Below are 14,726 nucleotides of genomic sequence, written 5' to 3' on the forward strand. Positions count from 1 at the left end.
GTTGTTATTTGAGTTTATCGCAACAAAAAAAGTAAAGCCAGGATAATTATCCTAGCTTTACTTCTTAAATGGTAATTTATAGTTACTACTGTCTGATAAATTCTTTGGTTATAGATGTATTTGCAGTGTTTACTTTAACAAGGTATAACCCTGCAGGAAGACTTGTGATGTCAAAAGAATTAATAGTGTTGTATCTAGTTACTCTTTGAGTAAAGATTCGTCTATTGAACATGTCGAATATCTCGATATTTCTGATCAGACTATTCGTTTTTCCTGAAATATTAAGAATTCCATTATTTGGATTGGGGTATACTTTTAACTCATTAAGTTTAGTATCGGAAGTGCCATCGTATACAATGCTAAACTGTGTTGCTGCAATATTTCCATTCCCGGCCTCGTCATTAGCTACTGCAATAGCGATATCTATACTTATACTTCCTGAAGCTATTGGGGTTATTACAGCAGTATAATTTGTGCCTGAGCCAGAGAAGTTAGAGATTAATCCATTTACGATACTAAGATCTCCTTCTTGAAAACCAATTACACTTTCTGTAAATTCAATATCTATAGTTATCGAGCTATTGCGTGTTGGCGAGGTTTCTGTAGAGGAGATGGTTACTTCTGGAGCGGTTTCATCAAAATTACTCACAACTTGTGTAGCTGCAAGATTAGTATTGCCAACAGCATCAGTAGCTATATTTTCATTAATATCAATGGTCACCTCTCCTTCTGTAGTAGGTGTAATGACAGCAGTATAGGTATTCGGATCGATAATTGTAAAATTACTAGCTGTTCCATTGTTTACAATTATATCTTCCAGAGTAAAACCATTCATGTTTTCACTAAACTCAAAAGTAGTTGTATAAACCATATTGGTGAGTGTAGGTGCGTTTTGAATTACTACAGATGGTCGTATATTATCAAAAGTAATTGCGAATTGTTGCGCTGCAGAATTTCCATTTCCAGAAAAATCTATTACAACATCTGCAGGAATATCTATGGTAACTATTCCTGAAGAAATAGGAGTTACATCTATCATATAGGTCGTCCCCGAGCCTGTAAGATTTCCTGCGGTTCCGTTTTCTATTATTATATCATTTATAGAAAAACCTCCAACCGTTTCATCAAAAGTAACTGTTATAGGAATTGTACTAGCTCCTGTAGGAGAACTTTCTGATGATGTAATGGTGGTTGTTGGATTTTTGGCATCTTTTGTAGTGCTATTAGTGGCTGTGGCTCCGGTGTTACCACTGCTGTCAGTAAGAGTAATGTTTATAGTTACTGTACCGTCACCTAATGTACTCAAATCAATTCCAGAAATAGTCTCTCCGCTACTAGCTACTGTGCCGGATCCGGTTATATTTGTTCCGCCACCATCACTGCTAAATGTATAATTGTAAGTTGCACCAACTTCAGCGGCTGTAAAGGTGAAGCTTACGGCAGTATCATTTGTAGCCGTAATAGGTGTTTGATTGATTGTTACCGAATACCCTGTTGGTGCTTCAGTATCTTTTGTTTCCGTGTCAGTTGCAACACTACCTGTGTTTCCGTTTACATCAGTAAGTGTAATATTTAGTGCTATGGTTCCGTCTGCTATACCGCTTAGATCAATTCCTGAAATAGTTTGCCCAGAGCTTATTATGGTTCCTGATCCGCTCACAGTTCCTGCTCCACCAGATGTGCTAAAGGTATAGTTGTAAGTTGCGCCTATTTCGGCTGCAGTAAATGTATAGCTCACCGCATTGTCATTACTACTGTTAATTGGATTTTGGTTAATACTTACAGTATATCCGGCAGGAGCATTGGCATCTTTGGTTTCTGTGTCGGTTGCGGCACTACCTGTGTTCCCATTTATATCAGTAAGTGTAACACTTAGTGTAATGGTTCCATCCTCTATACTACTAAGGTCAATTCCTGAAATAGTTTGCCCGGTGCTTGTTATAGTTCCAGATCCCGTTACGGTTCCTGCTCCACCAGATGTGCTAAAGGTATAGTTATAAGTTGCACCTACTTCTGCTGTAGCAAATGTATAGCTCACGGTATTATCATTACTGCTATTAATTGGACTTTGATTAATGACTACAGTATATCCTGTTGGTGCTTCAGTATCTTTGGTTTCGGTATCTGTAGCAGCACTACCTGTGTTTCCCGCAATGTCAGTTAGTGTAACACTGAGTGTTATTGTACCATCTGCTAAACTACTTAGGTCAATTGATGAAATAGTTGCTCCAACTGATGCTACTGTTCCAGATCCTGTTATAGTTCCGGCACCTCCAGAAGTACTAAAAGTGTAGTTGTATGTGGTACCTACTTCTGCACTACTGAATGTATAGCTTACCGCATCATCATTACTTGCATTGATGGGGTTTTGATTAATCACTACAGAGTATCCTGTAGGCGCTACAGTTTCTTTGGTTTTTGTGTCTGCGACTGCACTACCTGTGTTTCCTGCAATGTCAGTTAGTGTTACACTAAGTGTTATTGTACCATCTGCAATACCGCTTAAGTCAATTCCTGAAATGGTTTGTCCTGCACTAGTTATGGTTCCAGACCCAGTGACAGTACCTGCACCTCCGGAAGTGCTAAAGGTGTAGTTGTAGGTAGTGCCTACTTCTGCGCCGGTAAACGTATAACTTACTGCGTCATCATTGCCAGCATTGATTGGGTTTTGATTAATAGCAATTGCGTAACCTGTTGGTGCCGCATTGTCGATTTCAAAGTTTTCAGGAGTGTCTATAGAGGTTGTGTTAGCCAGTGCGTTTCCTGCAGAATCTACAATGTTTTGAGACCCTGACAGACTTAAAGATACAGTTCCGTTAAGTGCAGCTAGATTACCACCTGAAATAGTAACGGAGTAAGTGTTGCTTCCTTCATCAACGACTGACGTTGGAGTAGCTGTAGTTCCCGAGACAGAAAAATCAGCTGTATCCACATTTGTAACAGCTTCATTAAATAAAACTGAGAAGACAAGAGTGTCGGCATTCGTTGGTGATGTTGATGGAGTTTGGCGAGTAATCGACTGCACTCTAGGTGCTGTGGTATCTGAGCAAATCTCAAAATTATCTACTGCCAGATAAACAAAACTTGATAGGATCTCTATTTCTATTTCATCTACATTTACGATACTAAAGTCAGAAGCTCCAGCTGTAGCAAAATCTAATTGAAAAAATCCATTATTACCATTTGCAATTATTGTAGGAAAACCTGTTGTTTTGGTAATGGTGTAAACAGTCGCTCCCGCAACTTTACCTTTTATAGTTAAAGTACCATCTGCGGTCGGTGCAGTGCCTGTAGCCGATGAGGAAAGGTATAAGAACATTGTGCTAGCGGTAAAAATAGAACTATCCGTTGTTTTGATAGAATATGAACCAGCTCCAGCTCCATTGTTCTCCAAAAAGTAGTCAGAATCACCTATTCCAGCATTAACATGATTTTTTACTACCAATCCATTGGTTGACGAAAGAGGAATTCCATTACTAGTAAAAGTAGAAACGCCATCTGCAAAAGATTCAAAATCTTCAACAAAACAAGCAGAGACAGTATGGTTTTCTCCACTGGTAAAAGCCAGAGAACCACTATTTCCTAATGCATCTTCGATATCCGTACCTGCTTTTAGGTCAATGCTAATAGTTCCTTCTCCAGAAATATTATCTACGGTTACTGTGTATATGTTGTTAGACCCTGTAATTCCAGTGATATTTCCAGTAGTTCCTGTTGTGTCTACAGAAAAATCATCAGCCGTTACATTAACTGCATTTTCATTAAAGGTTACAACAAAGTTTACAGTAGTGTCTAATGTTGTTGGGTTGCCAGATACGGCTATGCTTTGTACTTCTGGAGCTAATGTGTCTACAATACCATCTTCACAGAACTCAAAATGATCAACGGCGAGATAGACAAATGCAGAACCTATTACTATCTCTATTTCATCTACATTGGTGGTGGTATAATCAGCAGCGCCATCTGTAGCAAAGTTAAGGTTAAAAAAACCATTGTCACCTACTGTTGTGGTAGGGAAACCTGAAGTTTTGGTAATTGTGTATACGGTAGTATTAGCAACTTTACCATTAATGGTTAATGTGCCATCGTTGGTTGGAGTAGTGCCGGCTACTATAGATGAGAGGTATAAATCAATAGTTTTCATGGTGAATAATTCTCCTCCAGTAGTTTTTATTGAATATGCTCCCGAGCCACTACCATTATTGTCCAAATATTGGTGAGATCCACTAGCTCCAGCATTACTTAAGAAAAATACATCTAACCCATTGGTAGAGGAGAATGGAAATCCGTTACTGCCAAAAGTATTATCTGCAACATTAAAATTTTCAAAACTTTCTTCAAAACAAGAAGATATAGTGTGTGTTTCTCCGGCAGTAAAAGCGCTAGTGTTACCGTTGGTGCCATTACCATTGCCCAGATCATCAATAATGTCTGTTCCGCTATTAAGATCTATACTCATTGTTCCTTCTCCTGATAGGCTATTTACAGTTACGGTATAGGTAGTTCCAGAGCCACTTATAGCAGATATTGTTCCTGTAGCACTACCAGTAGGATCTGTAGTAAAATCATCCATGGTTACATTACTCGCATTTTCATTAAAAGTAACGATGTAATCAACCTGATTGGATGTAGTAGGTGGGGTGCCACTTAATGCAATGGTTTGAATGAACGGTGGGTTTGTATCCACGGGAATATCTTCAGGACCAAATGTAAATTCATCTACAGCGATATAAACAAAGCTTCCGGTTAGTTCAAATTCTAAAGTGTTTATGTTTTTTGAGGTGTTATCGACTCCGCCTTCTGTTGAGAAATCGATATTGAAAAAACCATTATCTGAAGTGAAATCTGTAGGAATTCCAGAGTTTTTTACCACCGTAAAAATTGTGGTTGCACCTTGCTTTCCTCTAATGATTACTCCTCCACTACCTCCAACAGTGGCTCCACTATCCACAGAAAGAAAAATATCAACATCTCTTGCTGTAAAATTGGCACTGTTTGTTGTTTTTATTGTATATATCGTTCCAACTCCAGGATTAGAATCGTTATCTAAATAGACATGAGAACCACTTGCACCTGTTCCAGGAAAACTAGTTTGAGATCTAAAACCTCCTGTAGTTTCAAAGGGTTGGGTGTTACTGGTAAAAGTAGTTTGATTATTCGATAGGGATTCAAAAGTTTCTGTAAACTGGGCTTGTGTTTCATATGTTCCCCAAAATAGGGCGGAGAATATGAAAAGGGTTTTAAGGTATGAATGTTTCATAATATCGATTTTAAAGGCTTATTGTTTTTTTAACTCACAGTTATTTCCCAATTGGGAATATTTTGTGTATTGTATTTTATTTTGAATTTATTCTGGTCTTGTAGATTATATAAAGAGGTCAGACAATATGGATTTGTAATTAATGAATCTGCATCTTGTAATTGAAAGGTGTCAAAAATTTTAATATGTGTATAGATGCATATGTCTGGTGTTTCTTCATAATTTTCTGGGATTAAGTGCCATTTGCTTTCAAAAAAATGCAGTAGGTCTTTCTGGTTTGTTCTTTCATTTTTATTTAGTGAAAACAATTTGTTGATTGTTTCTCTTTTTACATTTTTATTTGCTGAGTTGGCAATTTGGTATGTGTCATCATATTGATTGAGATAAGGCTCTTTTGAAAAAAAAGAATATCCCAGAGAAATGGTAATTTCTTCTGGAATGAGAAGTCCTCCTTCTGTTAACTGTGGAGCTAAATTTTGAGTGATGGCTACTTGAGGTTCTTTGGTTAATGCGTGAAACATAGTCTCGGTGACAACAACATGTAATGGGGTGTTTTTTGGGTATTGAAATTGTGTTGCATCTGCTACAATGATATCCGAAATATAGTCTTCGTAACCTAGTTTTGAAATTAAGTTTTTTACAGAAGCAATTGAACTTTGATTAATATCTATCAAAGTGATATTTATATTTTTAGGTTCAAAAAAAGATAATAAAGGTACTAATAGAGTGGCATAAGGACCACAGCCAGCATAAAGAATGTTTAACCGGATGTTTGGGAATCTTTTCGTTGATTCCATAATACTTTTATAGGTGCCTCTTAAAAAAGTGGCGGTTCTTTTGTAGTCTTTAATACAATCTGATGCGTTTTTATTAGATAGTGCGATTCCATTTTTTAAGGAGATATCACCTTGATGATCCTCTTCAATAGGCAAGGAGGTAAAAAAGTCAAAGAGTTCTAAAATATACTCCGAATCCTTTTTTAAAGGAGAAAACAACAATTTTTCTGTTATATCATGTATTTTTCTTGCACTTTTCGTCATCGTTCTTTGAATGAATTTAAGGGATGCAAAAGAGCATCCCTTTTTGTATCTGTTTTAATTTCTAGAAGGAAAAATTCCTTGAAGACATATGATATAGTGTATGGATAAAAAGGGTTGCATGTTATTTACAGATTGATTTCCTCCTGTGTTTCCTGTTTGGATTGAGTTAGCATTTAAAGTGATGTCCGGAGAAGCAGTATTAAAGCCTTCTGTTGCTTTAAAAGAACGTCCGGATCCTATTCCTGGTGTTGCGATAGAAGCTCCGTTTGTTGCAGCATCTTGAGTTGCATTTCCAGAACTTACTTTTACAGCCCCTGTATGGCTGTGAGCTGGTATTTGAGTAATATTTAAAATATTTGTCGCTGCACCTCCTCTTTGTCCTTCTCTATAAGAAGGTAGTCCGGGACCTGTTCCAGGACCTACAGGTACTCGCCCTCTTAGATCGGGTAATCCAAAAGTGGTTCTGCCGTCACCACCATAAATGGTTCCTAAAATCGAAAATAAAGCAGAGTTTTGAGAAATCGGTAGTAATTGTCCTTGGCATAGTGCCCATGTTCTTGGGGCAAAATTACCTGCAAACATTCTTATTTCTCCTATTGTTCCTTCCATAAATTATTGATTTAAAATTGATGTTCTTTTTGTGTTTAAGCGATGAGTACAGATTTTTTAGTTCCTAGAAGGAAAAACTCCTTGAAGGCAAATAATGTAGTATACAGATAAAAAGGGTTGTAGGTTATTAATAGATTGATTTCCTCCTGTGTTTCCCGTTACTACAGAGTTTGAATTTAATGTTACATCAGGAGATGCTTCATTAAATCCTGCGGTCGGAACGAATGATCTGCCAGATCCAGTTCCGGGAGTCGCTATTGATGATCCATTGGTCGCTACATTCTGTGTTGCATTTCCAGAACTCACTTTTACTGCTCCAACGTGATTATGAGAAGGTAGTTGAGTGATATTTAATGTATTGGTTGGTGTTCCTCCTCTTTGCCCTTCTCGATAAGAAGGTAAACCGGGACCATTTCCAGGACCAATAGGAACACGACCTCTTAAATCGGGTAATGCAAAAGTGGTTCTACCATCTCCTCCGTAAATGGTTCCTAGAATTGAAAACAAAGCAGTGTTTTGAGAGATGGCTAGTAATTGCCCTTCGCAAAAAGCCCAGGATCTTGGAGCAAAATTGCCGGCAAACATGCGAACTTCTCCGATCATTCCTTCCATAGTGTGTTGATTTTAAGATTAATATTTAATGAATAAATTGGTTTTATATTTGAATGTGTTTTTTAGGTGTTGCTTTTGCAGTAGTGGTAAATAAATGACCTTGCCGTATCCCAAGATGAACATATTTTGTTCCTGTAAGGATTCCTGCATCAGAACTAATGATGTTTAGTTTAATTAATTTTCCATATTTGCAACATACATACAGACCTTCTTGAGGATGTGCATGAATAATTTCTCCAGGTGTTTTGCCTAACAATGGTACTTGAGCATCAACAGGGGATACCTCTACTATTTTTATGACTGAACCCTGATAATATGTGGTGGCTCCACCGTACTTTGGGTTACAGGCATTTACTAGGTTTTCAACTTCATCTGCAGTCTGCTCTTCCCAGATTATGGTAGTTTCTACTATATCAGGACGTTTGTTGTATGTGTTAGAATTGCTGGAAGATTGAATGTAGTAGTTCTTAGGGGCTTCAACTAATTTTAAAACTTTTTCAGTCAATTGACCTAGCATAAAACTCATTTTAGAGTTTATCATACCTAATGTTTCACCGGGTATTATAGGAACCTCTTGTTGTGTAAGTATTTTTCCAGAGTCCCAGTTTTCGTCCATTTTATGAATGGTAATGGCAGTGTTTTTATCTCCTTTTTTAATAGACCAGAAAAGAGGATCAGGACCTCGATTTTCAGGAAGTTTTCCAAAGTGAATGTTTAAGAAACCATAATTGGGAATGTTTAATATATCTACTGGGATTTTTAATGAGAATCCGCATACCATAACCAAATCTGGAGATTTTTCTTTGAGCCAATCCTTAAAGTCATTTGAAATATTCTGACTAGTAACAACAAATGTTTCTATTTTTTCTTTCTGAATTAGATCGAGATAATCCTGATTAGATTGTTCGGTTCCCGTTTTTTGTGTGCAAACAGCCTGTAAATATTTATTCTGTTGCAAGTATTGGTATAGAGATATGCTAACCGGAAAATTACCGATAAGTACTATTTTCATATTCATTGCATTCAACTCATTAGGTTTATTAATATCATACAAACGACACATCTCTAGTTTTTTTACTAAAAACTAAAGCAGATTGAAGTTGTACAACTGTTTTAAGTTTGACGAATATGTTAACTTATAATAGCTAGTTGTCTTTTTGATGAACTTTTAAGGGTAATTTTATTTTTTTGTTCATTTTCATATATAAAGACACTTTCTACCCCATGTGATTCCTTAACTATTTTTACGGGGGAGATAAAAGAAAGGATATCAATATTTAATTTGTTTGAGTCTATGTTTTTACTAAAATTTTCGATCAAAGAGTTAAAACCAGCACTAATTCTTTCATTAAGAATGTAGTGTTTAAAACTATCTTGTTCTTTTACTAGTAAAGCAAGTTCTTTTGTTTTAAAGCCAACCAGGGGTTTTTTACTTAGTGGGATGGCGTAACAATTATTTGTTAATTTAGTAATTTTTAGGTTATTATAATAATATTCTTTCGTGTTAAGTATATTAATTAATTTTTTATGAGCATTCAGAGCATCTGAGGACAGAAATTCGACAGGAATATCTATTGTCTGATCTGATAGTTTGCGAAATCCATTTCCCATATCAAAAATAGAGATAGAACTACTATTAGTAATGATAGTGGATGGAAACATTGATAAAGTGCCTATTCCGAGTAGTGTACTGGAGGTTAGGAAATTTCGTCTATTCATTAAGGGTATAAAGTAAGGTTAAACAATAGGCTTATTGGGTTTTAAAAGTTGTTTTTTGAATGTTAAAAAAATCTAAAATAGTCAAAAAATACAATAAAACTAGTATCTGATGCTTTTTTATGAGAAAAAGTGATGTCTCGGCTTTTAAATTAAAACAATATTGTCTTTTTGTATGATTTTGAGAGATTTATAATGTCTATTTTAGGTACAAACATTTTTTTTCATAATCAATAACTGCCTTTCCTTTTTTGAGAATATCGGCACCAATTATACCATCCACAGGTTCTGCTTGATGTGCAATTAATGCCGTGTTTACATGGTTGAGGTCAAATAAAACAAGAGATATCCTTTTTTTGAACCAATTTCCTATTTGTATCGAATTTTTTTTAGAAAGTTTTGTAAGCATATCGGTAGCTCCCGCTCCTGCAGCTTTAATATCACTATCTTGAGTAAAAAGATTAAATTTTTGCACCGCCTCAAATCCTACACATGAGTTAGAAGCTCCCGTATCTACAATAAAATTTCCTTCAACATTATTAATAGATGCTTTAACTTCAAAATGATTAGTCTTGGTATAAACCAGTTTGATTCTAAAGAACTCTTTTTCGATTAAAAATTTTCGGAGCGTACTCATGTTTTATTTTTAGAAAAACTTGGGTAAAAATAGTACAATTAATATGAATAATATAACGCTAATGTGCGATCACAAAAATACTCGTATTCCAGAATTGATAGAAACTATATGGGACTAAAATATAATTAGGACAAAAGCTATAATTGTACATATACATATAAATTGAATTTTAATACTTTTGCGGCATGATAATAACAGATACTCACACACATATTTATAGCGAAGCTTTTGAAACAGATCAGGATGAAATGATGCAACGCGCTATCGAAAATGGGGTGACACGCTTTTTTGTGCCAGCGATTGATTCTACATATACCGATGCAATGTATGCAATAGAAGCAAGTTATCCGGAACATGTGTTCTTAATGATGGGACTGCACCCTACACATGTCAAAGAGAATTATCAACAAGAATTATTACATGTAGAAAACGAATTAAAAAAACGTTTTGTAGAAAGTAGTGATAGAAAGTTTTATGCGATAGGAGAAATTGGTATAGATTTATATTGGGATAAAACTTTTCTAAAAGAACAACAAGAAGCTTTTAGATACCAGATTCAATTGGCAAAAAAATATAAATTACCTATAGTGATACATTGCCGCGATGCTTTTGAAGAGGTTTTTGAGGTGTTGGAATTAGAAAAAGGTGATGATCTATTTGGTATTTTTCATTGCTTTACAGGAACAATACAAGATGCGAATCGGGCCATAGGTTATAATATGAAATTGGGTATCGGGGGTGTTGTCACTTTTAAAAATGGTAAAATAGATACGTTTTTGAATCAGATATCCCTGGATCATATTGTTTTGGAAACTGATGCGCCGTATTTGGCTCCGGTTCCTTATAGAGGTAAGCGCAATGAAAGCTCTTATTTAGTAAATGTCCTAGAAAAGCTTTCAGGTATATATGGAGAGTCTGAGAAAGAAATAGCAGCGATTACTACCCAAAACTCTACTGATATATTCGGGGTTTGAATATATTAGATATAATATAAATTTAGTTCATTTGTTGTATGAGTACTTCACCAAACATATTCCTGATTTATACAGGAGGAACAATCGGAATGATCAAAGATTTTGAAACAGGGGCACTGGTTTCATTTGATTTTGATGAGCTATTGTTGAATATTCCTGAACTTAAGCAATTGGATTGTAATATTGATACTATTAGTTTTTCATCCCCTATTGATTCTTCTGATATGAATGTAGATAGATGGAAAGAATTAGGCGATATTATTAATGAGAACTATAAAAAATATGACGGGTTTGTAGTGTTGCATGGTAGTGATACTATGTCATATACAGCTTCGGCTATTAGCTTTATGTTTGAAAACCTGGCTAAGCCTATTATTTTTACGGGTTCTCAATTGCCTATTGGTGATTTGAGAACAGATGCAAAAGAAAACTTAATTACTGCTGTTCAGATTGCTGCATTACAAAAAAAAGGGAAGCCGGTAATTTCGGAAGTTGGACTTTATTTTGAGTATAAATTACTTCGAGCTAATAGAACCACAAAGATTAATGCAGAACATTTTGAAGCGTTTAAATCTCTTAATTACCCTTCATTAGCTGAATCAGGAGTGCATCTTAAAGTTAATACTTCTTTTTTACATACTGTGAATAGGCGAAAAAAGATGGTATATCATACTCATTTTAATAACAATATTGTAATTATTAAAATGTTTCCTGGGGTTAATGAAGATATTTTGAAGAGTATTTTTTCGCTCAAAACAGTAAAAGGTATCATTTTAGAAACGTATGGAGCGGGTAATACGACGACCAAAGCATGGTTTATATCATTGATTTCTGAGGCTATAAAGAAGGGAATTCCAATAGTCAATGTTACTCAATGTATAGGAGGAAGTGTAGAAATGGGGAAATATGATACCAGTGTTGCCCTTAAAAAAGCGGGTGTAATCTCGGGAAAAGACATCACTACAGAGGCTGCAATAGCAAAATTGATGTATTTATTAGGGGAAAATTTGCCGCTTAAAGTCCTCAAAACCATTTATGAAACTTCTATTCGAGGGGAAATGTCAGAAAATTAACGCCTCAAATTTTACACTTTAACATTTTTTTTGTTATTTGCCCATCCTTATTTTTATAGGAAAAACCTAGAGAGGTGGCCGAGTGGTCGAAGGCGCACGCCTGGAAAGTGTGTATACGTCAAAAGCGTATCGAGGGTTCGAATCCCTTCCTCTCTGCATTATTATCAATTTTTTAATAAATTTTATAATATTTTTATATCTTTAACCCTTTAACTAATTAAAATTAAGAATCAGCGCAATGAAAAGATTATTTTCTATTCTGGCAATCGCAGCAGTAATGACTTTTGGAAACGTACAAGCGTCTACTGCACCTGCCCAGTTATTAACAGCTAATGTGCAATTATTGATTGCTCCTATAACTACGACGACAACTCAAGAAGATGCGGCACCTGCTGCAGAAGAACTAACCTTCCATCAAAACCTTAAAAAGCGTTTTATTGAAGGAGGTCCTGGATTTATGGGTATCGTACTTTTATGTTTAATCTTAGGTCTTGCGATAGCAATTGAAAGAATTATCTTTTTAAGTCTTTCTACAACAAACACTAAGAAATTACAACAAAATGTAGAAGACGCTCTAAATAGTGGTGGTGTTGAAGCAGCAAAAGAAGTGTGTAGAAATACAAAAGGTCCAGTTGCATCAATCTATTACCAAGGTCTTGATCGTGCAGATGAGAGTATCGATGCTGCTGAAAAAGCAGTTGTTGCTTACGGAGGTGTTCAGATGGGACAACTAGAGAAAAATGTATCATGGGTATCTTTATTTATCGCTCTTGCACCAATGTTAGGTTTCATGGGTACGGTAATTGGTATGATCCAAGCATTTGATAAAATTGAAGCAGCAGGAGATATGCAGCCTTCACTTGTTGCAGGAGGTATTAAAGTAGCACTTCTTACAACTGTATTTGGACTTATTGTTGCAATTATTCTTCAAATATTTTATAACTATATCGTTGCTAAAATTGATAGAATTGTAAATGATATGGAAGATGCTTCGATTACTTTAATCGATATGTTAGTAGCTTACAAGAACAAAAAATAAGAATAATGAAGGTTTGTTAAACCTCATATTTGCCAGAATGAGTGTATTCGGTAAATTTATATTCTTATTGTTTAATCGGAATACAAAATGTGTATTCCAAAGTAAAAAAACAGACACATGAAAATTTCAAAAATATTATCATATGTTGTACTAGGTGTGGGAATCTTAGGAGGACTTCTTTGGTATGTTATGAGTAGTTCAATCAGTACTTTGATGGATGAAAATGGTGTTTCAGAGGCTAGAGAGCTTCCTTTAGATATCGCAGAGTCTACTGTGACTCCATTGTACAGTCTTACATTAGTGATTTTTGTTATCACTATTATAGCTACTTTAATTGCCATATTTTCAACTTTAGCAAAGAATCCGGCTGGTCTTAAAAATACAGCAATTGGAATTGTAGCCTTTTTGGTTATCCTTGCAATCGGTTATGTTTTTGCAACTGGAGTAGAAACTCCGTTAAAAGATGGTGAAGTACTTTCCGCTAGCGGATCAAAATGGGTAGGAACTGGATTGTATGCATTTTATTTCTTGGCTGCAATAGCAGTAGGATTGATGTTTCTTTCTGGTATTAGAAAACTAATAGGTAAATAATTATGGCAAGAAGATCAGCACCAGAAGTAAATGCAGGGTCTATGGCTGATATAGCATTCTTACTTCTTATATTCTTCCTGGTTACTACTACTATCGAAACCGATAGTGGGATTAGCCGTAAGCTTCCTCCACCGCAGGAAGAGAATGTAGAACCACCAGTTCTTAAGCAAAAGAATATTTTTGTTGTAGAGCTGAATAAGAATAATGACTTATTAGTCGAAGAAGTTCCTATGGAATTAAAAGATCTTCGAGAAGCTGCTATCGCATTCTTAGATAACGGAGGTGGACGTGGAGAAGAGGCTTGTGACTTTTGTCAAGGAAAAAGAGATCCTTCTTCATCAGATAACCCAACGAAGGCGGTAATATCTTTGCAAAATAACAGAGAAACAAATTATGCTACATATATAGCAGTTCAGAATGAGCTTGTTGCAGCATATACTACCTTGCGTAATAGAGAGTCTTTACGTCTTTTTGGAAAGTCTTTCGTTCAAATGAAAAAAGACCTTAAGGATGTAAATTATTCTGGAAATAAGGAAACTTTAAAAGAAAATATCAAAAAGGTACAACTTTTGTTCCCTGAAAAGCTTTCAGAAGCAGAACCAAAAAAATAATAATAACATAAAACAGAATTCTTATGTCTAAATTTAAAAAGAAAAAAGGTGGTGAATTACCTGCTATTTCTACGGCATCGTTACCGGATATTGTATTTATGTTATTATTCTTCTTTATGGTGGCAACGGTAATGCGTCAAAATACTTTGATGATTGAAAATAAATTACCAGTAGCTGATCAAATAGAGAAGCTTGATAAAAAAGATTTGGTAATGTATATTTATGCAGGGAAGCCTAGCTCGAGATACCGCTCTAGTGCAGGTAATCAGGCTAGAGTACAGCTCAATGATAAATTTGCTGATGTAAGTGATATCAAAGCTTTTATTTTAGCAGAAAGAACTGCTAAAAGAGAAGAAGTGATTCCTTTCCTAACAACAGCATTAAAAGTTGACGGGCAAACCAATATGGGGCTCGTAGGAGATATCAAAAAAGAATTAAGAGATGTTCAGGCGTTAAAGATTAATTATACTACCAGAACAGGTAATGCTTTAGATAATTTCAAATAATAGCTGTTACATAGAGAATAGTCAAAATGATATAAAAAATCCCGCTTCATAGCGGGAT

13 protein-coding genes and 1 tRNA gene are annotated in these 14,726 nt (G+C 35.4%); 7 read left to right on the forward strand and 7 right to left on the reverse strand.

Annotated features, from left to right (window positions below; genetic code table 11):
* Positions 1-85: 85 nt before the first annotated feature.
* From C1X07_RS09945 to C1X07_RS09975, 7 genes are all read right to left on the reverse strand, one after another.
* Positions 86-5,260, reverse strand: a complete 5,175-nt coding sequence (locus C1X07_RS09945) for an Ig-like domain-containing protein (RefSeq protein WP_103069861.1) — start codon at positions 5,258-5,260, stop codon at positions 86-88.
* Positions 5,261-5,289: 29 nt separating this feature from the next.
* Positions 5,290-6,300: an SAM-dependent methyltransferase gene (locus C1X07_RS09950; protein WP_103069862.1), complete on the reverse strand. Its 1,011-nt coding sequence runs from the start codon at positions 6,298-6,300 to the stop codon at positions 5,290-5,292.
* Between the two features lie 54 nt (positions 6,301-6,354).
* Entirely contained in the window at positions 6,355-6,909 is a 555-nt protein-coding gene (locus tag C1X07_RS09955; RefSeq protein WP_103069863.1) for a phage tail protein, read from the reverse strand.
* A gap of 57 nt (positions 6,910-6,966) precedes the next feature.
* Positions 6,967-7,521: a phage tail protein gene (locus C1X07_RS09960; protein WP_103069864.1), complete on the reverse strand. Its 555-nt coding sequence runs from the start codon at positions 7,519-7,521 to the stop codon at positions 6,967-6,969.
* 43 nt (positions 7,522-7,564) lie between these two features.
* On the reverse strand, positions 7,565-8,584 hold the full coding sequence (locus C1X07_RS09965; protein WP_103069865.1) for a methionyl-tRNA formyltransferase: 1,020 nt from the start codon (positions 8,582-8,584) through the stop codon (positions 7,565-7,567).
* A 68-nt stretch (positions 8,585-8,652) separates the two neighbouring features.
* A complete protein-coding gene (locus C1X07_RS09970; protein WP_128755241.1) occupies positions 8,653-9,240 on the reverse strand; it encodes a hypothetical protein in 588 nt (195 codons plus the stop codon).
* Between the two features lie 196 nt (positions 9,241-9,436).
* Positions 9,437-9,874, reverse strand: coding sequence for a retropepsin-like aspartic protease (locus C1X07_RS09975; RefSeq protein WP_103069867.1), 438 nt, complete (start codon positions 9,872-9,874; stop codon positions 9,437-9,439).
* Positions 9,875-10,059: 185 nt separating this feature from the next.
* On the opposite strand from C1X07_RS09975, the gene C1X07_RS09980 reads away from it, so the two are divergent.
* The 7 genes from C1X07_RS09980 (at position 10,060) to C1X07_RS10010 (ending at position 14,668) form a co-directional block, all read left to right on the forward strand.
* Positions 10,060-10,848 carry a TatD family hydrolase gene (locus C1X07_RS09980; RefSeq protein ID WP_103069868.1) on the forward strand — a complete coding sequence of 263 codons (789 nt, stop codon included), beginning with the start codon at positions 10,060-10,062 and terminating at the stop codon, positions 10,846-10,848.
* A gap of 38 nt (positions 10,849-10,886) precedes the next feature.
* Positions 10,887-11,921: an asparaginase gene (locus tag C1X07_RS09985; protein ID WP_103069869.1), complete on the forward strand. Its 1,035-nt coding sequence runs from the start codon at positions 10,887-10,889 to the stop codon at positions 11,919-11,921.
* Positions 11,922-11,989: 68 nt separating this feature from the next.
* Positions 11,990-12,077 (forward strand) — tRNA-Ser (locus C1X07_RS09990).
* Between the two features lie 82 nt (positions 12,078-12,159).
* A complete protein-coding gene (locus C1X07_RS09995; RefSeq protein ID WP_103069870.1) occupies positions 12,160-12,960 on the forward strand; it encodes a MotA/TolQ/ExbB proton channel family protein in 801 nt (266 codons plus the stop codon).
* A 117-nt stretch (positions 12,961-13,077) separates the two neighbouring features.
* Positions 13,078-13,551, forward strand: a complete 474-nt coding sequence (locus C1X07_RS10000; protein WP_103069871.1) for a hypothetical protein — start codon at positions 13,078-13,080, stop codon at positions 13,549-13,551.
* Between the two features lie 2 nt (positions 13,552-13,553).
* Positions 13,554-14,162 (forward strand): ExbD/TolR family protein, encoded by a 609-nt coding sequence (locus C1X07_RS10005; protein ID WP_103069872.1) that lies wholly within the window; start codon positions 13,554-13,556, stop codon positions 14,160-14,162.
* 23 nt (positions 14,163-14,185) lie between these two features.
* Positions 14,186-14,668, forward strand: a complete 483-nt coding sequence (locus C1X07_RS10010) for an ExbD/TolR family protein (protein ID WP_103069873.1) — start codon at positions 14,186-14,188, stop codon at positions 14,666-14,668.
* The last annotated feature ends 58 nt before the right edge of the window (positions 14,669-14,726 follow it).

The organism is Aquimarina sediminis, assembly GCF_002895435.1.
Lineage (GTDB): Bacteria > Bacteroidota > Bacteroidia > Flavobacteriales > Flavobacteriaceae > Aquimarina > Aquimarina sediminis.